We start from the raw sequence: 21,157 nt of genomic DNA on the forward strand, positions 1-21,157 counted from the left end.
GCGGCGGCCCCGCGTACCGGTTCATCCGGTACGCGGGGTTTCGTGTTCCGGCGCCCCCGCAACTGCACTGACGACATACCGTAGTCATTGCGTAGCTTTTAGTTTCCCCTTGGGCAGAATGAGTGTTCTGAGACAGGGGGGGACGCTTGTGACCATGGTGCGAAGATGGGGGCTCGTCGTAGGGGTCTCGGTGGCCGCGCTCGTCATCGCCCTACCGATCGCCTTCCAGCCGGTGCTGCGTGCCGACATCGCCGAGGAGACCACGTTCCTGCTGTTGGTGCTCTGGGCGCCGATGCTGACCGGCGGCATCATCGCCTGGGCGGTGGTCGGCGGCTTCGGCGACCGGGACCGCCTGGACCAGCGCGTCCGCCAAGCGCTGGACGGACACCCGCTCACCCGGGAGCTCACCTGGCTCGGGGTGTTCCTCTGCTGCTTCGTGCTGCTGATGGTCTTGCTGTCCCGGTTGTTCCAGATCTACGGCGCCCATACCGGTGCGGACCTGAACATGTCCGCGTCCCTCGTCTCCCGGCTGCTGTTCCTGTTCACGCTGCCCATCCTGGTGATGGACCGGTCGGGGATCACGGTGGACGGCAAGGGCACAGCCATGCCCGCCGTCGCCCTGAAGGTGAACACGCCGTGGCGGTGGCTGGGCCTGATCCCCGCGGCCGCGGTCCTGGTCCTGGCCGGCTACGCCATCGTGCCCAATCTCGGACTGCCCCCGCTCAGCCTGGGCCTGATCGGGTTCGTGCTGGCGTTCGCGCTGATCGCCATGTGCGAGGAGATCTTCTACAGGGCCATGCTCCAGACACGTCTGGAGGTCCTCATGGGGCGCTGGGGCGGGATCGTCGCCACGACGCTGATCTTCTCGCTCGCCTACGCCTTCGTCCAGCCCTTCGACGAGGTCTCGCAGCTGCCCGACGCCGGCTACGGCCATCTCTTCGCCCTCTCGCTGCTGAGCTACGGTCCGGCCGGCCTCCTGTACGGCTACCTCTGGACCTGCTTCCGCAACATCTGGACCAACGTCACCATCCGCATCGGGATGTTCATCGTGCTGATGCCACCGGACCTCGAATTCGGCATCCTCGCCTGACCTTCCCGTTCGCCCCGCCCCCGTCCCGCCGTCCCGGTCCGCGTCGCCCGCTCCCGTCCGCGTGTCCGTCGCACGCGCCCGTTCGCGCCCCACGCGCCCATCGCACGCGCCCTTCCCCGTTCCCGCCCTCCCACCCGCGAGTGCCCGCCGGGAGGGCGCGCCGCTGCGCGCCCCGTGACCACTCCGCGCCCGACGGTCGTTTCCGCACGAAGGGTGTGAAACCTGTGGAAACAATGCCAGTCCGGAAGGCGCATGGGGGGTGAGATGGGTAGAGATGGTTCATAGGAGTCGTGTTGCGGTCATTTCCCCCTCATGGGGTTGTCACCGTGTGGTCATGAAAGAGGGGGAGTCTGCCCACTGTGAGCACGGAATCAGCGCCTACGCCCGCGGTACCCACCGCCGCCGAGTTTCCCGCCGACCGCTTCATGGACCGCGAGGAGGGATGGCTCCGCTTCAACCAGCGGGTTCTCGAACTCGCCGAGGACGAGCACATCCCGCTACTGGAGCGCGCGCGGTTCCTGTCGATCTTCTCCAGCAACCTGGACGAGTTCTTCATGGTGCGGGTCGCCGGGCTCAAGCGGCGCCTGGCGACCGGGCTGGCCGTGGCCTCCGCCAGCGGCCACCACCCCCGGGACCTGCTGGAGCGGATCTCCACGTTCACGCACGAGCTGATGGTCCGGCAGAGCGCCTGCTTCGAGAACAGCGTCGCCCCGGCGCTGCGCGAGGTCGGTATCCGCATCCTGCGCTGGAACGAGCTGGAGGAGTCCGAGCGCGAGTACCTGCACGGCTACTTCCGCCGTTCCATCTACCCGCTGGTGACGCCCTTCGCCGTCGACTCGGCCCATCCCTTCCCCTACATCTCCGGCCGCTCCCTCAACCTCGCCGTCACCGTCCGCGACCCCCGCGACGAGCGCCGCATGTTCGCCCGCGTCAAGGTGCCCAGCTCACTGGCGCGCTTCATCGATCTCGGCACCCGCGGCAACGCCAGGTACGTCCCGGTCGAGGACGTCATCGCCGCCCACCTCCCGCAGCTCTTCGAGGGCATGCAGGTCGTCGAGCACCACGCCTTCCGCGTCACCCGCAACGCGGACCTGGAGGTCGACGAGGACGAGACCGACGACCTCGTGCAGTCCCTGGAGAACGAACTCCTCCGGCGCCGCTTCGGCCCGCTCGTGCGCCTGGAGGTGGAGCAGTCCATCACCGACGAGGTCCTGAACATCCTCACCGAGGAGCTGGGCGCCGAGGAGGAGGAGATCTACCGGGTCCCCGGCCCCCTCAACCTGGCGGGCCTGAGCCAGATCGCCGACGCCGACCGCCCCGAGCTGTGCTTCCCGCCGATGGTCCCGGTCGAGCCCCGCGCCCTGACCTCCGGTGGCCTCTTCGCCGCCATCCGCGAGCGCGAGATCCTCGTCCACCACCCCTACGAGTCCTTCGCCACCACCACCGAGCGCTTCCTCGCCCTGGCCGCGACCGACCCCAAGGTCATGGCCATCAAGCAGACCCTGTACCGCACCAGCGGCGACTCGCCCATCGTGGAGTCCCTGATCGAGGCCGCCCGGGCGGGCAAGGAGGTCGTGGTCCTGGTCGAGGTCAAGGCGCGCTTCGACGAGCAGAACAACATCCAGTGGGCCCGCAAGCTGGAGGACGCGGGCTGCCACGTGGTCTACGGGGTCGTCGGGCTCAAGACCCACTGCAAGCTGTCCATGGTGATCCGCCAGGACGGCGACGGCCACCTGCGCCGCTACTGCCACGTCGGCACCGGCAACTACAACCCCAGCACCGCGCGCGTGTACGAGGACTTCGGCCTGTTCAGCGCGGCGGCGGAGGTCGGGGAGGACGTCAGCGACCTCTTCAACAGCCTCACCGGATTCTCGCGCAAGAAGCACTACAGACGCCTGCTCGTGGCCCCCGCGGCCCTGCGCGAGGGGCTGCTCGCCCAGATCGCCGCCGAGATCGAGAACAGCCTCAAGGGCGAGCCCGCCCGCATCCGGATCAAGGTCAACTCGCTGGTCGACGAGGAGATCATCGACGCCCTCTACCGCGCCTCCCAGGCCGGGGTGCACGTCGACCTGTGGGTGCGCGGCAGCTGCGTCCTGCGCGCGGGCGTCCCGGGCCTGTCCGAGCACATCCGGGTGCGCAGCATCCTCGGCCGCTTCCTGGAGCACTCCCGCGTCTTCGTCTTCGCCAACGGATGGCGTCCCCAGGTGTGGCTGGGCAGCGCCGACCTCATGCCCCGTAACCTGGACCGGCGGGTGGAGGCACTCGTCCGGGTGTCCGACGCCGAGCAGTGCCGCCGACTCGTCGGTCTCATGGACCTGGCGATGGCCGACGGCACCTCGTCGTGGCACCTGGAGCCGGACGGCTCGTGGACGCGCCACACGCACGACCAGGAGGGGCGACGACTGATGGACCTGCAGGACGCACTGCGAGGCGACCGCCACCTGAGAGTGGTGGAGGGCGGATGAGCGACGGTGACGGGATCCAGGTGACCAGCGCCTTCCCTCCCCGGGACACCGCGGTGGGCGGGTACCTGGAGCCCATCCGGGCCGGGGGAGCGGTCCTGTGGCGGCCCGGGGTGAACGGGCGCACGGAGGTCGTCCTGATCCGCCGGCCGCTGCGCGACGACTGGACCCTGCCCAAGGGCAAGCTCAAGAACGGCGAGCACCCGATCATCGGGGCCGTCCGCGAGGTCCAGGAGGAGACCGGGCTCACGCCCGTGCTCGGGCGCCGCCTCCCGGCGCAGCACTACCTCAAGGACGGGTGGCCCAAGCAGGTGGAGTGGTGGGCCGCCACCCCGGCCGAGCCCGGCGGATTCATCGACTACAAGCCCAACGACGAGGTCGACACCGTCGAGTGGGTCCCGGTCGAGGAGGCCCGCGAGCGCCTCACCTACGACCACGACGTCCAGGTCCTGGACAACTTCCGCGCGGGCCCGCACCACACGTTCCCCGTCATCCTGCTCAGGCACCTGTCGGCCGGGGAGAAGCGGAGCTGGACCGACAACGACGTGCTTCGTCCGCTGGACGGGACCGGACGCGCCGACGCGCTGGCCCTGCCGCGCGTCCTGAGCGCCTACGGGCGGCCCCGAGTGGTGTCGTCGGCGGCGGCGCGGTGCACCGAGTCGATGCTGCCCTACTCGCTGGAGTGCGACGTGCCCATGCGCACCGAGCGGGCCCTCACTGTGTGGAACGGCACCTACGACGCCGACGACGCGCGGGCCGCCTTCCGGTCCCTGCTGGTCGAGGGCGTCCCGACGGTGGTGTGCACGCACGGCGAACTCGTCCCGCAGCTGATGGAGGAGGCGCTGGGCTGGCTGGGCGCGCCCAACACCCAGCAGTCGGGGCTGCGCAAGGGGTCGTTCTGGGTCGTGCACGTCTCGCGGGAGGGGGCCCTGGCGGGCGTGGAGCGGCACGCCGCCCGGGGCTGACCCGGAAGGGCGCCCGCGCGGGGGTGCCCGCGGGGGCGGCCCGCGGCGCTGGCATCATCGCGGTATGGGTACACACAGGGTCTCGCGGAGTATCGTCATCGACGCCCCCGCCGAGCGGATCTTCGACATCATCGCCACGCCGTCCCGGCACAGCGAGGTCGACGGGTCCGGCACGGTCCAGGACGCGGTGTCCGGCCCGGAGCGGCTGGAGGCGGGCTCGGAGTTCGGCATGGACATGCGCATGTTCGGGATCCCCTACCGGATGACCAACCGGGTGGTGGAGTTCGTTCCCGACCGGCTGATCGCCTGGCGGCACATCGGCCCCCACCGGTGGCGGTACGAACTGGAGGAGCTGGACGGGGGACGGACGCGGGTCACCGAGACGTTCGACTACTCGATCCGCTTCTCCGCCTACTACGTGCTGGCCGGCCTCCCGGCGCGCAACGCGGCCGGCATCGAGCGGTCGCTGCCGCGCCTGAAGGACGTCGCGGAGAAGGCCGAGACGGCCTGACCGCGCGGGTCACGGCCCGGGCCGCCGGGCCCGGGCCGTTCACGGGCTAGTGGTACTCGTAGTAGCCGTGGCCCGCGGCGTCGACCAGCGGCAGGGTGTGGGCGGCCGTGTAGGGGCCGTAGCCGCGGTCGCAGTCGTGGTGGTGGCCCTGTGACAGGACCGCGCTGTCCTGCCGGTCACCGCAGTAGCCGTCGTAACCGTCGTAGCCGTGGTGGTGCCCGGCGGCGGAGGCCGGGCCCGCGGCCAGGGCCAGGGCGGCACCGGTGGACATGGTCAGCAGTGCGAGAGCGGCGATGCGTTTCACGTACGTTCCTAGCTGTGAGTAGTCAGGTGTGTACTGCACGTGCTGACTTTAGATTCGCCCGGTGCCCTTTGGCCAGTTCATCGGAGCGCGAGTGCCGACCGTTCCGCGGGCCTTGCGGTGACCGTCGGCAACGGTGTCCCCACATATGCCCTAAAGTTCGGCAAGGGCCCGCGCGGGTCAGCGCCTCCCGGCCACCGCGGCGATGCGAGGGCGGGTCCCTCGGCCCTCCGTCGACGATTCGGGAGCAGTGGTGGGAACAACCTTGGGTGACGTCTGGCAGGAAGTGCTGTCCGTCCAGCCCGAACCGGAGCGGTGGATCATCGTCACGGCGGCCGTCCTGGCCCTGGCGGCGGTCCTGCTGGGTCCGCCGTGGCGGATCGGTCGCAACGTCGTCACGATCGCCCACGAGGGCGGACACGCGCTGGTCGCGCTGCTCAGCGGGCGCCAGCTCACCGCGATCCGGCTGCACTCGGACACCTCCGGCGTGACCGTCTCCCGGGGCAGGCCCACCGGTGTCGGCATGGTCCTGACCGTCTTCGCCGGGTACGTGTCGTCGTCGGTGATCGGGCTGCTGGGCATCCTGATGCTGATGTCCGACCGCATCACCGCGCTGCTGTGGCTGAGCATCGTGGTGCTCGCCGCCATGCTGCTGATGATTCGCAACGTCTACGGCGTGGTGTCGGTCGTGGGGACCGGGGCGGTGGTGTTCGGCGTGAGCTGGTTCACCCCGAGCGAGGTCCAGGCGGCCTTCGCCTACCTGTTCATCTGGTTCCTGCTGTTCGCGGGGATCAGGCCCGTGTTCGAGCTCCAGGGCCAGCGGATGCGCCAGCCCTCCCCGCACTCCGACGCCGACCAGCTGGCCCGGCTGACCGGCCTGCCGGGCACGCTGTGGGTCGTGGTGTTCGGCCTGTTCAACCTCGCGGTGACCGGCCTGGGCGTCTGGCTGCTGCTCTTCTAGGCGGCGCCGACGGGAAGGCGGTCAGCGCATCTGCGGCGCGGACAGGGCCTCGGTGACCGTCGTGAAGACGGGGATGCGCGTGTCGAGCGAGGTCACGCGCAGGGTCTGCAGCACCCGGTGGATCGGGGCCGCGATGGCCAGGACGGCCTGCTGCTCCCTGGCGGTCTTGTGCGCGCGGATCAGCACGCGCAGGCCGCTGGAGTCGATGAAGCGCAGGTCGGAGCAGTCCAGGACCACGCGGCCGTAGGGCTGCGTGGTGAGCGCCTCGGTGACCGCGTCCTGGAAGCGGTGCTCGGTGGCCATGTCGATCTCCCCGTTGAGCGCGAGCACCCGCCCGGTGTCGTGCAGCGTGGAGACGATGGTCAGGTCGGGCATGGCGACTCCGGCGTAGTCGGGCCGGGCCCGAGGGGTCGGCGAGGCCGGCCGTACGGCGCTCCACGAGCGCGTGCGGACCGGTGTGTTCTTCGCGTTGCCGCGGTGGCCAAACTGATGGTTCATCAATGTCCTCGTGTGGTTCCCCGGGCTGGGCCGGAGAGAAGGCGCCCCGCCCACCGAGTGCTCGTGGACCAGGTGCTGCTGCCCCGTCCAACGTCCGGGGCCGGACCGAAGGTTCCGTGGGGCGGCGTGGGTACGCCGCCGCGACTGCGGTGGTGGGTGGCGCGTCGCGGACACGCGCCGTGCGTCGGTTCCGGGTCGCGAAGACCCTGTCAGACCGATCAACCCGCGGGAGCGGGAGGTCATTCCCCTCGTGGGGCGGCGACCGGCTCCGCGGGGCCGTTACCCGCGGGCGGGCCGACCGTGTCCCCAGGGGTCCGGCGGCACAGCCACGGACTTTACCATAGGGCTGTGGCCGTTTCGTGACGTGAGCGACGCAAGGTCGTGCCCGTGCCTTGCGCCCGGTCGCCGACCGATGAGGTATGCCTCACATTATCTGGGCGGATTCTGGTGATTTGTGGTCGTTTGGGGGATTCTTGGGTCCCTCCTGGAGTGCCCAAGCACACGCCGAGAGTGTGAGCGGTACCGCTACCGTCAGAGCGATCGCCGGGATGGCGACCCCCGAGTCGTTGGCCGCGAAACCCACCAGGGCGGTCACCAGGGAACCGGTCAGACCGGCCCGCAGGGTCGGCGCGTACTCGTAGGCGCGTTGCAGGGCCCCGATCCGCCAGTTGGTCGGCCGGTTCAGCACCGCGAACAGGAACAGCAGGGCGCCCGCGGCCAGCAGCGTCAGCTGCCAGTTGCCCAGCGTCCCCAGCATCGCGCCCAGCTTGCGCGCGACCACCGGTCCGGCCTCGCCGTTCAGCACCTGGGCGGCGAACTCCCCGATGTGGCTGCGCTCCTGCGGCGGGCGCAGGTAGTCCAGCCAGGCCAGCAGCGTGATCACCGCCACGGCCGACAGCGCGGCCGAGCCCAGGCGCAGGGGCGTGACCCGCACCCCGGCGATCATCATGGTGGTCACCGCCAGCCCCGGCACGAGGGCGATGACGCCCCCGAAGTCGGTGCCCAGGCCCGGCCACCCGATGATCACCACCGACGCCGCCCCGATCACCGCGGTCACCGCTACCGCGGCCCCCCGCCTGCCCCGCGAGATCAGCTCGTGGGACACGCCCGCGACCGTCATCAGCATGCCCGTGGCGAACGTGGCGAACGCGATGTTGCCGATGCCGTAGAAGCGCCCGGCGACGATCGGGGAGTACCCCGTCGGGGAGTTCATCTGCAGGCTGGCGCCGAAGGCCAGGTCGACGAAGAGCACCACGGTGGTCGTGGCCGCCACCACCGTCATGGGACCGAGGATCGTACGGCGCCACGGTCCCGCCATGGCCAGCGCCACCACGAGCGCGTCCGCCGTCAGGACACAGGCCAGCAGTGCCAGGAACGGGTGGGGCGAGTCCCACCACGGGACCAGGTTGGCCAGGTAGCTGGCCACGGGGAAGGACGCCCCCGCCAGCGCCACCGCCCGCGTCACCGTCAGGACGACCGCGCGCTTGACGTGCCGGCCCTTGGCGTAGCGGTGCAGGGAGTAGGCCGCGGCCGCGTAGATGAGGAGTTGGAGGGCGACCAGTCCGCTGAAGAACCCGGGGATGGCCCCGCCGACCACGACCGCCGCGGTGTTGAAGTCCATCAGCCGCTTCACGGCCGCCTCGGTGGTCGGCGGCCGTTCGGTCCGGTGCCACGGCCGGCCGCCGACCGGTTCGATCGGGGCGACCCCGGCCCGTTCCAGGAGGGTGGGCGTGGTGTCGGTGAGCGCCACCAGGCCCGGACGCCGGGTCGAGTCCGAGGCGAGGTAGGCGGGTGTGCCGGTCACGGCGCCGTCGGCCACCCGCCCGGACGCGGCCGCGGTGAGCTCCGAGGGGCCGGTGTCCATGGAAACGCCGACGACCATCAGCGACGACCCGGACGGCAGCAGGTCCACCAGCGACCGCAGCCGGGCGTCCAGGTCGGCCAGCGCCTCCGCGCGCGCCCAGGTGGGGACGTCCTCGGGATCGGGCTCGTCCGCCTCGGCCTCCTCGACCGCCTCCTCGTCGGAGGGCTGCGGGGGGTCGGGGTAGAGCCGGGTCAGGTCCGGCAGCTCCACGGCGGCCAGCGTCACCTGCGACAGCCGCTCACGGGTCAGGTCGTGGACCGAGCCCAGGTAGTGGTCGACCCGGCCGGAGGTGTCGGCGACCCCGAGCGCGGCGCCGGGGCCGACCGCCAGCGTGGTGCCGCCGGCGCCGCGCACACTCTCACCGAGCAGGCCCACCGGGGCCTGGAAGACCGACTCCCGGTTGGGTGCGGCGTAGGTCTCGAACTCCGGCAGGACCGCGCCGGAGCCGTCGCGCACGGGCTCCGGCACGGCCTCGCACACGGTGAAGCTCTCCCGCTCGGACAGGGCGCGCTCGCCGGCCGACACCGTCAGCCAGCCGTCGGTGGGGCAGGTGCGGGAGGTGGCCGTGCGGATCGAGACGTTGCCGATGGCGGTCTCGCCCGCCATGTTCCACAGGGTCGGCGTGTTCTCGGGAGTGACGTCCCTCCACAGCAGCCCCGGCACACCCACCAGCACCGTCGGCGCGGCGTCCTCGGGCGCGGTGCCCGACGCACGGGACGTCTCGGACGCCGCGGGGGCGGCGCCCAGCAGGACGGCCGCCAGCACCAGGACGACGAGGGCCGGGACCGCGCGGCCCGCGATCGCCGGGCTGAGTGGCATGTCGCAACCTCCTCGGGTCAGGACTGGTCACCCTAGTGAGGGCTCTCCCCCCGATGGTGGACGCCTCGCCGGGCGCCCGTCCCGGTCTCAGAGGTCCATACCCCAGTCCTTCAGCGTCTCCCGCGCGTCGGGGAGCGGGCGCCCCCGCGTGACGCCGCCGGGCGTGCGGTCGAAGCGCGGGGCCGGACCGGGGACGATCCGGCCGTCCTCGTCGGTGAGGGTCCCCCGGGCGCGCACGTGGGGGTGTTCCGGGGCCTCGCCCGGAGCCAGGACGGCGGTCACGCAGGCGTCCTCCCCCTCGAACACGGCGGCCCACTCGTCGCGCGTGCGGGTGCGCAGCACCTCGGCGAACCGTGCCCGCAGTCGCGGCCAGCCGTCGCGGTCCCACTGGTCGGGCAGGTCCTCGCCCGAGAGGCCGGTCCCCGCGAGGAAGGCGGCGTAGAACTGCGGTTCGATGCAGCCCACGGCCACGTGCCGGCCGTCGGAGCACTCGTAGACGTCGTACCAGGGCGCCCCGGTGTCGAGGTAGTTGGTGCCGCGTTCGTCGGTCCACGATCCGCGGGCCCGGTCCTCGTAGACCATCGACATCAGCAGGGCGCTGCCGTCGACCATGGCCGCGTCGACGACCTGTCCGCGGTCGGAGCCCTGGCGCTCGACCAGGGCGGCGAGGATCCCCGTGACGGCGAACATGGTCCCTCCGGCGAAGTCGCCCAGCAGGTTGACCGGGGGTACGGGCGGACCGCCCGCGCGCCCGATCGAGTGCAGCGCGCCGTTGACGGAGACGTAGTTCATGTCGTGCCCGGCGGTATGGGCGAGCGGGCCCTCCTGTCCCCAGCCGGTCACCCGCGCGTAGACCAGCCGCGGGTTGAGGCCGAGGCACGTGTCGGGGCCGAGCCCCAGGCGCTCCATCACGCCGGGGCGGAAACCCTCCACCAGCACGTCGGCGCGCTGGACGAGGTCGCGGGCCAGCGCGCGGCCCTCGTCGGACTTGAGGTCGGCGCCCACGACGGCGCGCCCCTCGCTCATGTGGGGCCCGGCGGCGCCGGCGGCCATGGCCTCGGCCGCCGCGGGCCGGTCCAGGCGGACGACGTCGGCACCGAGGTCGGCGAGGAGCATGCCGGCCATCGGTGCCGGGCCGATCCCGGTGAACTCGACGACGCGGATGCCGTGCAGGGGTCCCATCGGTGGCCTCCAGGTGGGGCGGTGGTGCGGGCGTGCGGGCCGGTCCGCGGTCGGCGGGCGGCCACGCTCATACTAGAACGCCGTTCGGTCAAGGGGAACGGCACCGTCGCGTGCGTCATTGCACGAAACGCCACAAGGAATGCGAAAGGAAACATATGGCCTGAATCCTTTTTGGCCAAGGCCAAAAAGCAATTCAAGAATGAGTGTTAATGTGTCCGTGCTCGCTGCCGAACAGCGCCCCCTGCCCGTGCCACCCCGCCGAGGCACCGCCGCCACCAGCGAGAACGACCCACGCACACGCGCCGAGAAGGGCGAGACCGCCATGCCCCGTACCCAGAGGAACCGTTTCCGGCGCAGGCGCGCCCGACGCCGGTTCCCGCTCCCGATGCCCCTTCTGGCCGCGACCGCCGCCGGACTCCTGGCCGCGACCGCGGGCGGGACGGCCTTCGCCATGGACAAGGGCGTCGTCCTCGACACCGGCGGCGAGGAGCGGACCGTGCACACCTTCGGCGGCACCGTCGCCGACGTCCTGGACGCGGCCGGTGTGGAACTGGGGGAGGGGGACGTCGTCGCGCCGCCCCCGGACACCCCCGTCGGCGACGGCGACCACGTCCTCGTCCGGTCCCCGCGCGACCTCACCGTCGAGCTCGACGGGCACGAGCGGTCCCACCGCGTCATCGCCGCCGACCTCGGCGAGGCCCTGCACCAGATCGGCCTCGACCCCGGGTCCGTGGAGCTCTCCGAGTCCCCGGACACCCCCCTTCCCGCCGAGGGCCTCTCCGTGTCCGCCGAGCGCGCCCCGCGCATGGTCGTCATGTACGACACGGTCCGCACCGAGACCCGCACCACCGGCACGACCGTCGCCGACGTCCTCGACGCCGCCGGGATCGACCTCGGCGCCCACGACATCGTCACCCCCGAGCCGGACGAGCCCGCCGCCCCCGACACGGTCGTCGAGGTCCTGCCCGTGCTCACCGCACCGGAGACCGAGGAGGTGGTCATCGAGGCCGACACCGAGGAGCGCGACGACCCCGACCTGCCCCAGGGCGAGCGCGAGGTGGTCACCGAACCCGAGGACGGACTCAAGGAGGTCACCACCGCCACCGTCCTGCGCGGCGGCGAGGAGGTCGAGCACCGGCTGTCCGAGGAGACCGTCAGCCATCCCGTCGACGGGCTCGTCAGGGTCGGCACCCAGGTGGAGGAGGCCGGCACGCCGCCGGTCGGCGGCGGGGACGCCGCGGGGCTCAACTGGTCCGCCCTCGCCGCCTGCGAGTCCGGCGGCGACCCCACCGCGGTCAACTCCGCCGGCGGCTACTACGGCCTCTACCAGTTCAGCACCGCGAGCTGGCGGTCGGTCGGCGGCACCGGCCTGCCGTCGGAGGCCGGCGCGGGGGAGCAGACCCAGCGGGCCCAGCAGCTCTACGACGCCGTGGGCGGGAACTGGCAGAGCCAGTGGCCGCACTGCGGGGCGCGCCTGTTCGACTGAGCCGACCCGACCGCGTCGGCGTACCGCCCGTGCCCATCGGGCCCACCGAGCGGCCCGCGTCGCCGTACCTCCGTGCCCGACCGACCCGGCGGCGCCGACCGCGTCCCCCGCACCGCCCGCCTCTCCGCACCGCCCGCGCCCCCGCACCGCCCGCGCCCCCGCACCGACCGCGCCCCCGCACCGACCGCGCCCCCGCACCGACCGCGCCCCCGCACGTCCGTCCACGTGCGGGCCCCGTGCGGCGCACACCCCGGAACGGTCCCGCGGTGATGGCAAGATGTGTGGGTGACACAGACACCCGCCAACGACCCCGCCGACCGGTCCCGCCTGCTCACGCCCGGAGACGTGCGCGAGCTGGCCGGACGCTTCGGAATCCGGCCCACCAAGACCCTGGGCCAGAACTTCGTCATCGACCACGGCACGGTCCGGCGGATCGTCAGGGTCGCGGGCGTCACCGACGACGACGTCGTGGTGGAGGTCGGCCCCGGGCTCGGCTCGCTCACCCTGGCCCTGCTCCCGCACGTGCGCCACGTGACCGCGATCGAGATCGACCCGGCCCTGGCCCAGGCCCTGGCGGGCACCGTCGCCGCACACGCCCCCGAGCTCACCGACCGGCTCACGGTCGTCCCCGGCGACGCCATGCGCATCGCCGACGTGCCCGGCCCCGCCCCCACGGCGCTGGTCGCCAACCTGCCCTACAACGTGTCCGTGCCCGTCCTGCTGCACCTGCTCGAACTCCTGCCGTCGCTGCGGCGCGTGCTCGTCATGGTCCAGTCCGAGGTGGCCGACCGGATCACCGCCACCCCCGGGGGCCGGATCTACGGCGTCCCCTCCGCCAAGGTCGCCTGGTACGCGCGGGCCCGCCGGGCGGGCGCGGTCGGCCGCAACGTGTTCTGGCCGGCGCCCAACGTCGACTCCGGGCTCGTCGAACTCCTCCGCCGCCCCCAGCCCGACACCAAGGCCCCCCGCACGGAGGTCTTCGCGGTGATCGACGCCGCCTTCGCCCAGCGCCGCAAGACACTGCGCGCGGCCCTGGCCGGGTGGGCGGGTTCGGCGCCCGCCGCGGAGACCGCGCTGCGGGCCGCCGGGGTCGACCCCTCCGCCCGCGGGGAGTCCCTGGGCATCGAGGAGTTCGCCGCCATCGCCGAACACCGTCCGGCGCGCCAGGTCCACTGACCCGGCGCGCCGGACGGCGTGATCCGGCGCCGGGAGAGCCGCCGACCGCGCGCCGCCACCCTCCCGCCGCGGTGCTCAGCGGGGGGAGGACCCGTGGTCGGGCACGTCCCCCTCGTGCTCCTTCGTTCCGCGCGAGCGGGTCAGCGCCCGCGCCACACCGGCCAATCCCAGCCCCACGGCCAGCACGGGCAGGACCCACACGACGTGGAAGTCCCAGTCGCCCGACCCCCGCACGGCGAACGCCACCGCGAGGCCGAGGAACAACACCGCGGCGACCAGCGAACCCCAGTCAGCCCTACGCCTCGCCATGCTGTACCTCCACGACTCCGAAACCCACGTCGGCGTTGATCCTGATCGTCGGTGGACCGGCCTCGTCGCCGTCCTCCCCGCTTCCGCCGTCCTCTTCCGTCCCGCCGTCCTCGCTTTCCGTCGCGCCGTCCCCGTCCTCCGCGCCGGCCGACACCGGCTCGATCACGGACACCTCGTCGATACCGGGGCCGATCACGTCGGCCCCCTCCGTCCCCGGGTCGAGGTCCACCGCCCCGAAGCCGATCCGCGACGTCAACTCGACCCGGACGTCGTCGGGCACCGTGATCTCCGCGACGCCCGCGCCGACCCGCACGCCGACGTCGGCGGACTCCCCGCGCTCCAGGTCGGTCAGCCCGGTCAGGTCCAGGAAGGCGCCGCCGACGGTCAGCCGGTGCTCGCCCTCCTCCATGGCGGCGACCGTCGTCGGCTCCCAGGAGGCACCGCCCACCCGGATCCGCGTCAGATCGGTCACCGACGCCGCGCTCAGCACCAGAGCGACCGTCAGCCCCAGGAACATCAGCCCCGAGGGATTGCCGACCCACGTGCCGACCAGGGCGTAGAGCCCGATCACGGCGAGCGCGGCGGCGAGGAAGTACACCCCGCTCTCCGGCCCGAACAGCAGATCGGCCGTCCGCGCGCTCCACAGAGACGAGTCCCAGCCGTACACCCAGAGGGGGACGACGATGGCCATGGCCACGAGCGTCCACAGGGCGAGCGAGCCCAGTGGAGCGCCGCAGCGCCGCTTGCGGGCCCGGCGCCCGCCTCCCTTCCCGTCCGGAGCGTCCCCGTCCCCGTTCTCGTCCTCGTCCCCGTGGCCGTCCGACCCCCCAGCTCCGGGCCGGGAGGTGCGCTCGGACACCACGGCCAGGTCCACCGGGCCCGGCGGCGCGGTCGCCCACGGCTGCGCGGGGTTGTAGTACGCCGCGGCCGGCTCCGGGGAGGGGGGCGTCGGCGGCGGCGCGTGCGTGCGCAGGTCGTCGCGCAGGCCCGTGAACGTTCCCCGCAGGTCGATACCCCGGTTGCGCGCGGCCAGCACCCCGAGCACCAGCGGAACCGCCAACAACAGCGTGCCCCAGCTGAACCCGCCCAACAGGCTGAACGCCGTCATCACGGCCAGGCCCACCGCGAGCAGCTTCACGACCGCCCGGGACGGGATGCCGCGGTCGAGCATCTGCTCGATGGTGGCGGGACCGCCCTCGGAGTCGCGCATCAGCATCCACGCGGCGACGTAGAGCAGGAGCCCGGAGCCGCCGGCGAACGCCGTCAGTACGAAGCCGGTCCGCCACACGACCGGGTCGATGTCGGTGTACCGGCCAAGCCCGCCGCACACACCGGCGAGCACACGGTCGTCGGACTTGCGGAGTTCGCGTCCGGGCGCCGCCCCCGGCGCCCCGCCCTCCGCTCCGGAGCCCGTGGCACCGGGCGTCTCCGGCGGAGGAGGGCCCTCGCCCGCCCCGGCAGGCGACGGTGTGTCCGTCATCGTCATTCACCGCACTTTCCTCGACACCACCATGGTCGCCCGCCGGAGCCGGTCAGGGTAATCCGGGACGACCCTGACCACACCCTGACCGGAACCAGGGCACGACCAGGGACGCGCCCCCGATGCCCCTCGGGGGGCGCAGGGGGCATGCTGGAGACACCAAGGAACGGAAGAGAGCGGTGATCAGCCGGTGGCACCCACGGCCCCGGACACCCCGCGGCTGACCCGCGCGGTGGACGGCAGACTCCTCTTCGGCGTCGCGTCGGGCCTGGCCAGGCACCTGGGCGTCGACCCCGTGGTCGTACGCCTGGCCTTCATGTGCCTGTCGATCGGCGGGATGGGCATCGCCGTCTACGTCGCCCTGTACTTCTTCGTCCCCAACGAGCCGACGGCGGAGGACACGGCGACCCTGGACGACCCCACCGCGCGCAAGGGCCGCGACGTGTCGCAACTGGTCGCCTACACGGGCCTGGCCGCCGGACTCGGAACCCTGTTCCTGCTCTTCGGCGGGGTGTTCGACCCTCTGCTGTGGTTCGTGGTCTTCGGCGCCCTGGGTGCCGCCATCCTGTGGCAGCAGGCCAACCCCGCCCAGCGCGACGAGTGGATGTCGAGCACCGTCCACCGCGTCGGCGGCAAGGGGCTGATGCGCGCCGGCGCCGGCGTCCTCCTCATCGTGGTGGGCGTCATCGGCTTCCTGGCCTTCCAGCAGCAGCTCCAGGACGCCCGGGCGGGACTGACCTTCGCGTTCACGCTCATCGCGGGCGTGTCGCTGGTGGTCGCGCCCTGGATCATCGGCCTGATCCGCGACCGCGACCTGGAGCGCCGCGAACGCATCCGCAACGCCGAACGCGCCGAACTGGCCGCGCACATCCACGACTCCGTCCTGCACACCCTGACCCTGATCCAGCGCCGCGCCGAGGACCCGCGCGAGGTGCAGCGCCTGGCCCGCGTCCAGGAGCGCGCCCTGCGCACCTGGCTCTACCGGCGCCCGGCCGACGCCGACACCACGGTCTCGCCCGCGCTCGAACGCGTGGCGGCCGAGGTCGAGGAGGAGCACGGCGTCCCCATCGAGGTCGTGTGCGTGGGCGACTGCCCCATGGACGACTCGCTGGGCGCGGTCCTGCGCGCGGCCCGCGAGGCCATGGTCAACGCCGCCAAGTACGCCGACACGTCCTCGATCTCGGTGTTCGGCGAGGTGGAACCGGAGGAGGTGCTGGTGTTCGTCCGCGACCGCGGCGCCGGGTTCGACCTGGAGTCCGTCCCGGAGGACCGGATGGGCGTGCGCGGCTCCATCCTCGGCCGGATGGACCGCCACGGGGGCTCGGCGCGCATCCGCACCGCCCCGGGCGAGGGCACCGAGGTCCAGCTGCGCATGCCCCGCACCCCGGAGTCCTGACGTCCGGATGCGGACACCCGCCGGACACGGGTGTCCGGGGCACCCGCGTCCTGGATAGAGTCTCGGGTGTGGGAGACGAGAGCACGACCTTCAGCGACGGAGACGCGGTACCCCGCGTCGTGATCGTGGACGACCACCGGCTGTTCCGCAGCGGGGTCCGCGGCGAACTCGGCGACGCGGTCGAGGTCGTCGGTGAGGCCGACGACGTCGACAGCGCGGTGCACGTCATCGGTGAGCGGCTGCCCGACCTCGTCCTGCTCGACGTCCACCTGCCGGGCGGCGGGGGCGTGGAGGTGCTGCGCCGCGTCCTGGCACAGCACCCGCAGATCCGCTTCCTGGCGCTGTCGGTGTCCGACGCCGCAGAGGACGTCATCGGCGTGGTGCGCGGCGGCGCGCGCGGCTACGTCACCAAGACCATCTCCGGCACGGAGCTCGCCCGGGCGATCGTCCGCGTCGCCGACGGCGACGCGGTGTTCTCGCCCCGCCTGGCGGGGTTCGTGCTCGACGCCTTCTCCGCCACCGACGCCCCGCCGGTCGACCCCGAGCTGGACCGCCTCACCCAGCGCGAGCGCGAGGTGCTGCGGCACATCGCCCGCGGCTACGCGTACAAGGAAGTCGCCAAGGAGCTGTTCATCTCCGTCAAGACGGTGGAGACGCACGTGTCCTCGGTGCTGCGCAAGCTCCAGCTGTCCAACCGCCACGAGCTCAGCCGCTGGGCGACCGCCCGCCGCCTGGTCTGACGGCGGAGCTCAGCGCAGCGCGTCGAGCATCCGGCCCAGGAACTCGTCCTCCGCCACGCCGGTGATGACCCGGGCGGAACGGCGCTCGTCGCCCGCCGGGCGCGGACGCAGGTCGGCGACGGTCATACCGCGGGTCAGGCTCCCGGAGAGCTCCACGCGCAGCGGCGTCTCGTAGGCGCCGGTCACCAGGTGCGGGTCGACGAGGACGGCGGCGGCCAGCGGGTCGTGCATCGCGCACTGGCGGACACCGAAGAGCCCCGCGTAGAAGTCGGCGTAGAAGTCCAGGAAGGCCGAGGTGCGTTCGGCGCGCTCGCCCGGGACCTCCTTCAGCCGCGCCAGCCACTCCGGCGTTGCCACGGTCTCCATGGTGACGTCCAGCGCCACCAGGTCCAGGTCGAACCCGGCCGCGAACACCGCCTCCGCGGCCTCGGGGTCGTTGTTGATGTTGGCCTCGGCGTGCGAGGAGACGTTGCCCGGCGCCCTGACGGCGCCGCCCATGACGACGAGGCGGCGCACCAGGCGCGGCAGCTCCGGCTCCAGGCCGAGCGCGATCGCCAGGTTGGTCAGCGGGCCCACCGCGAGGACGTCGATCTCGCCCGGGTCGGCGCGCACCAGGCGCACCAGCAGCTCGGCGGCCGACTCCCGCACGGGCTTGCCCGAGGGCGCGGGCAGCTCCACGTCGCCCAGCCCGTTGCCGCCGTGGACGTGCTCGGCCAGACGGGGCTCCTGCACCAGCGGCCGGCCGGCGCCGACGGCGACCGGGACGTCCGGGCGCCCGTACAGGTCGAGCAGCCGCAGGGCGTTGTCCGCGGTGACGTCGACGCTGTTGTTGCCGAACACCGCGCCGATACCGACGATCTCCACGTCGCCGCGCGCGGCGAGGTAGGCCAGGGCGACGGCGTCGTCGATACCCGGGTCACAGTCAACGAACACGCGCATGGACAAGGAAGCTCCCCTGAGAGACGGTGACGGCCCCGGACCGGGGCCTCGATACCCACCAAGGGTAGGCGCCCGACCAGCCCCGTCGTGACCGCCCGGACGGGACCGCGCCGCTGGGGCGTCGGTGCCCGTCCGACGTCGGCCGTAACCTGTAACGGTGTCCTCCCAAGAGCAGCTTCTCGAAGGTCTGAACGGTCCCCAGCGCGACGCCGTCACCCACAGCGGCGCACCGCTCCTGATCGTGGCGGGTGCCGGGTCGGGCAAGACCCGTGTCCTCACCCACCGCATCGCCCACCTCATGGCCGAACGCGGTGTGCGCCCCGGCGAGATCCTCGCCATCACCTTCACCAACAAGGCCGCGGCCGAGATGAAGGAACGCATCGAGGCCCTGCTCGGGACGCGCGCCGCGAACACCATGTGGACCATGACCTTCCACTCCGCGTGTGTGCGCGTGCTGCGCAGGGAGGGCCACCGGCTCGGCTATCCGAGCAGTTTCACCATCTACGACTCCGCCGACTCCGCGCGCCTGATGCAGCTGGTGTGCAAGGAGATGGACCTGGACCCGAAGCGGTTCCCGCCCAAGGCGTTCTCCGCGCAGGTGTCCAACCTCAAGAACGAGCTGGTCGACTACGACACGTTCGCCGCGCAGGCCCAGAACGAGCAGGAGAAGACGCTCGCCGAGGCCTACCAGCTCTACCAGCGCCGCCTGCACGAGGCGGGCGCGATGGACTTCGACGACCTCATCATGATCACCGTCAACCTGTTCCAGATGTTCCCGGACGTCGTCGAGCACTACCGGCGGCGGTTCCGGCACGTCATGGTCGACGAGTACCAGGACACCAACCACGCCCAGTACGTGTTCGTCCGAGAACTGGTGGGCGCGGCCGAGGACTCCGACACCAGCGTCGTGCCGCAGGCCGAGCTGTGCGTGGTGGGCGACGCCGACCAGTCCATCTACGCGTTCCGCGGCGCCACCATCCGCAACATCCTGGAGTTCGAGCGCGACTTCCCCAACGCGCGCACGATCCTGCTGGAGCAGAACTACCGCTCCACCCAGAACATCCTGTCCGCGGCCAACGCCGTGATCGACCGCAACGAGGGCCGCCCGGCCAAGAACCTGTGGTCGGAGCAGGGCGAGGGGCCCGCGATCACCGGGTACGTCGCCGACAACGAGCACGACGAGGCCGCGTTCGTGGTGGGCGAGATCGACCGCCTCACCGACGAGGGGACGGTGCGCCCCGGCGAGGTCGCGGTCTTCTACCGGACCAACGCGCAGTCCCGCGTGTTCGAGGACGTGTTCATCCGGACCGGGCTCCCCTACAAGATCGTCGGCGGCGTGCGCTTCTACGAGCGCAAGGAGATCCGCGACATCCTCGCCTACCTGCGGGTGCTGGCCAACCCCGAGGACACGGTCAGCCTGCGCCGGATCCTCAACGTGCCCAAGCGCGGCATCGGCGCGCGCGCGGAGGAGGCCGTGGAGCTCTTCGCGGCCCGCGAGCGGATCTCGTTCTCCCAGGCGCTGCGCCGGGTCGACGAGGCGCCCGGCATCGCGACGCGCTCGGCCAAGGCGATCCAGTCCTTCGTCGCCCTGCTGGAGGAGCTGGGCGAGACGGTGCCGACGGGCACGCCGGCCGAGATCGTCGAGGCGGTGCTGAGCAAGACCGGGTACCTGTCCGAGCTCGCCGAGTCCAAGGACCTCCAGGACGAGAGCCGGGTGGAGAACCTGGAGGAGTTCGTGGACGTGGCGCGGGAGTTCGAGCACACCTTCGCGACCCTGCTGGAGGAGGAGCCCTCCGACGGTGAGGACGGCGGGGGCGGGGAGTCCGGTGCGGCCGGATCGGCGCTGGACCCGGGAGCCCCGACGCTCGTCGACTTCCTGGAGCGCATCGCCCTGGTCGCCGACACCGACCAGATCCCCGACGCGGACGACGAGGGCGGGGTGGTCACGCTGATGACCCTGCACGCGGCCAAGGGGCTGGAGTTCCCCGCGGTGTTCCTGACCGGCCTGGAGGACGGGGTCTTCCCGCACACCCGGACGCTCGGGGACAAGACGGAGCTGGAGGAGGAGCGGCGGCTGGCCTACGTCGGCATCACGCGGGCCCAGAAGCTGCTCTACCTGAGCCGGGCGGCGGTGCGCAGCGCGTGGGGTACGCCGTCCTACAACCCGGCGTCGCGCTTCCTCGACGAGATCCCGTCCACGCTGGTGGACTGGCGCCGCGCGGAGTCCACTCTGGCGCCGCCGCCCAGTCGCGGCCTGTCCGGCGGATGGGGCGGCGGGTCCACCTCCGGTTTCGGCGGCGGCTTCGGCGGCGGCTCCCGCTCGCGTGCGGGCACGGCCAGGCCGACCAAGGAGGCCCCGACGCTGAGCGTGGGCGACCTCGTCAACCACGACTCCTTCGGTATGGGCCGGGTCCAGCTGGTCGAGGGGGCGGGCGACAAGACCAAGGCCCGCATCGACTTCGGCGCCGACATCGGTGAGAAGGACTTCCTGGTGAAGTACGCCCCGATCGAGAAGCTCTGACGGGACCCGCGGTGGCGGTGCTGTGGCCGTGCGGCGGCGGGTGCGGCTGTCGTGCGGCCGTGGTGCGGCCCGTTACGCGGGTGTTCGTCCGGTGTTGCGGCGGGCGTGTTAGCCACGACACCCGGGAGATTCGCGAAACGCGTCCGACGCACTCCCTCGCGGGGGTAGAGTTGGTCAAGACCGAGCGAGGCGAACGCGGTTCCACAGGGGCGGCGGGCGTGCCGGTCACTCTCTGAACTTCCAGACCTCGATCCTTCGTTCGTCGTGCTCTGCGCGATCCGACGGTGGGACGGGGGAGGGATCCGAGCTTCCGGTCCGAGCACTGATGCGGTTCGGGTAGGCTCGGGGAGTTGCTTCGGAAAGCCGGGCGAATTCGCCGGGTCGGAGAAGCGGAACGGGCTTTACCCCGATCAATTGCTCCGAAACCGCCGATTTGGCGGGGCACGGAACACCTGAT

17 protein-coding genes are annotated in these 21,157 nt (G+C 72.2%); 10 read left to right on the top strand and 7 right to left on the bottom strand.

Annotated features, from left to right (window positions below; all coding sequences use genetic code 11):
• The first annotated feature begins 154 nt into the window (after window positions 1–154).
• The 4 genes from ADL05_RS08965 to ADL05_RS08980 all read left to right on the top strand — a co-directional run bounded on the left by ADL05_RS08965 (window position 155) and on the right by ADL05_RS08980 (window position 5,028).
• On the top strand, window positions 155–1,090 hold the full coding sequence (locus ADL05_RS08965; protein WP_197285732.1) for a CPBP family intramembrane glutamic endopeptidase: 936 nt from the start codon (window positions 155–157) through the stop codon (window positions 1,088–1,090).
• A 359-nt stretch (window positions 1,091–1,449) separates the two neighbouring features.
• Window positions 1,450–3,555: an RNA degradosome polyphosphate kinase gene (locus ADL05_RS08970; protein ID WP_082376211.1), complete on the top strand. Its 2,106-nt coding sequence runs from the start codon at window positions 1,450–1,452 to the stop codon at window positions 3,553–3,555.
• Window positions 3,552–4,517: an NUDIX hydrolase gene (locus ADL05_RS08975; protein ID WP_053616412.1), complete on the top strand. Its 966-nt coding sequence runs from the start codon at window positions 3,552–3,554 to the stop codon at window positions 4,515–4,517. Before ADL05_RS08970 ends, ADL05_RS08975 begins: the two co-directional genes overlap by 4 nt.
• A gap of 64 nt (window positions 4,518–4,581) precedes the next feature.
• Window positions 4,582–5,028: an SRPBCC family protein gene (locus ADL05_RS08980; protein ID WP_053616413.1), complete on the top strand. Its 447-nt coding sequence runs from the start codon at window positions 4,582–4,584 to the stop codon at window positions 5,026–5,028.
• Between the two features lie 46 nt (window positions 5,029–5,074).
• On the opposite strand, the gene ADL05_RS08985 is transcribed toward ADL05_RS08980, so the two are convergent.
• The gene (locus ADL05_RS08985; protein ID WP_053616414.1) at window positions 5,075–5,332 is read right to left on the bottom strand and encodes a hypothetical protein; all 258 of its coding nucleotides are present in this window, start codon (window positions 5,330–5,332) and stop codon (window positions 5,075–5,077) included.
• A gap of 262 nt (window positions 5,333–5,594) precedes the next feature.
• On the opposite strand from ADL05_RS08985, the gene ADL05_RS08990 reads away from it, so the two are divergent.
• Window positions 5,595–6,290, top strand: a complete 696-nt coding sequence (locus tag ADL05_RS08990; protein WP_053616415.1) for a M50 family metallopeptidase — start codon at window positions 5,595–5,597, stop codon at window positions 6,288–6,290.
• Between the two features lie 21 nt (window positions 6,291–6,311).
• Here the strand turns inward: ADL05_RS08990 and ADL05_RS08995 are convergent, their stop codons facing one another.
• From ADL05_RS08995 to ADL05_RS09005, 3 genes are all read right to left on the bottom strand, one after another.
• Entirely contained in the window at window positions 6,312–6,665 is a 354-nt protein-coding gene (locus ADL05_RS08995) for an STAS domain-containing protein (RefSeq protein WP_053616416.1), read from the bottom strand.
• A 547-nt stretch (window positions 6,666–7,212) separates the two neighbouring features.
• Window positions 7,213–9,471, bottom strand: a complete 2,259-nt coding sequence (locus ADL05_RS09000) for a hypothetical protein (RefSeq protein WP_053616417.1) — start codon at window positions 9,469–9,471, stop codon at window positions 7,213–7,215.
• Window positions 9,472–9,558: 87 nt separating this feature from the next.
• Window positions 9,559–10,653 (bottom strand): CaiB/BaiF CoA-transferase family protein, encoded by a 1,095-nt coding sequence (locus ADL05_RS09005; RefSeq protein ID WP_053616418.1) that lies wholly within the window; start codon window positions 10,651–10,653, stop codon window positions 9,559–9,561.
• A 385-nt stretch (window positions 10,654–11,038) separates the two neighbouring features.
• Here ADL05_RS09005 and ADL05_RS09010 point away from each other — a divergent pair, with 385 nt between their 5' ends.
• Complete coding sequence (locus ADL05_RS09010) at window positions 11,039–12,139, top strand: resuscitation-promoting factor (RefSeq protein ID WP_053616436.1); 1,101 nt, start codon at window positions 11,039–11,041, stop codon at window positions 12,137–12,139.
• 279 nt (window positions 12,140–12,418) lie between these two features.
• Entirely contained in the window at window positions 12,419–13,315 is an 897-nt protein-coding gene (gene rsmA / locus ADL05_RS09015) for a 16S rRNA (adenine(1518)-N(6)/adenine(1519)-N(6))-dimethyltransferase RsmA (RefSeq protein WP_053616419.1), read from the top strand.
• A 75-nt stretch (window positions 13,316–13,390) separates the two neighbouring features.
• Here the strand turns inward: rsmA and ADL05_RS09020 are convergent, their stop codons facing one another.
• Together ADL05_RS09020 and ADL05_RS09025 are read right to left on the bottom strand one after the other, a co-directional pair.
• On the bottom strand, window positions 13,391–13,624 hold the full coding sequence (locus ADL05_RS09020) for a hypothetical protein (RefSeq protein ID WP_053616420.1): 234 nt from the start codon (window positions 13,622–13,624) through the stop codon (window positions 13,391–13,393).
• Entirely contained in the window at window positions 13,611–15,110 is a 1,500-nt protein-coding gene (locus ADL05_RS09025; protein WP_082376212.1) for a PspC domain-containing protein, read from the bottom strand. The genes ADL05_RS09020 and ADL05_RS09025 overlap by 14 nt, the downstream gene beginning before the upstream one ends.
• A gap of 184 nt (window positions 15,111–15,294) precedes the next feature.
• On the opposite strand from ADL05_RS09025, the gene ADL05_RS09030 reads away from it, so the two are divergent.
• The gene (locus ADL05_RS09030; protein WP_053616421.1) at window positions 15,295–16,500 is read left to right on the top strand and encodes an ATP-binding protein; all 1,206 of its coding nucleotides are present in this window, start codon (window positions 15,295–15,297) and stop codon (window positions 16,498–16,500) included.
• 68 nt (window positions 16,501–16,568) lie between these two features.
• Complete coding sequence (locus tag ADL05_RS09035) at window positions 16,569–17,240, top strand: response regulator transcription factor (protein WP_053616422.1); 672 nt, start codon at window positions 16,569–16,571, stop codon at window positions 17,238–17,240.
• A 9-nt stretch (window positions 17,241–17,249) separates the two neighbouring features.
• Here ADL05_RS09035 and ADL05_RS09040 read toward each other — a convergent pair whose 3' ends face one another.
• Window positions 17,250–18,179 (bottom strand): nucleoside hydrolase, encoded by a 930-nt coding sequence (locus ADL05_RS09040; protein WP_053616423.1) that lies wholly within the window; start codon window positions 18,177–18,179, stop codon window positions 17,250–17,252.
• 157 nt (window positions 18,180–18,336) lie between these two features.
• Here ADL05_RS09040 and pcrA point away from each other — a divergent pair, with 157 nt between their 5' ends.
• A complete protein-coding gene (pcrA, locus tag ADL05_RS09045; RefSeq protein ID WP_053616424.1) occupies window positions 18,337–20,700 on the top strand; it encodes a DNA helicase PcrA in 2,364 nt (787 codons plus the stop codon).
• Window positions 20,701–21,157: the final 457 nt, after the last annotated feature.

Source organism: Nocardiopsis sp. NRRL B-16309 (genome assembly GCF_001279585.1).
In the GTDB taxonomy this organism is placed as follows: domain Bacteria; phylum Actinomycetota; class Actinomycetes; order Streptosporangiales; family Streptosporangiaceae; genus Nocardiopsis.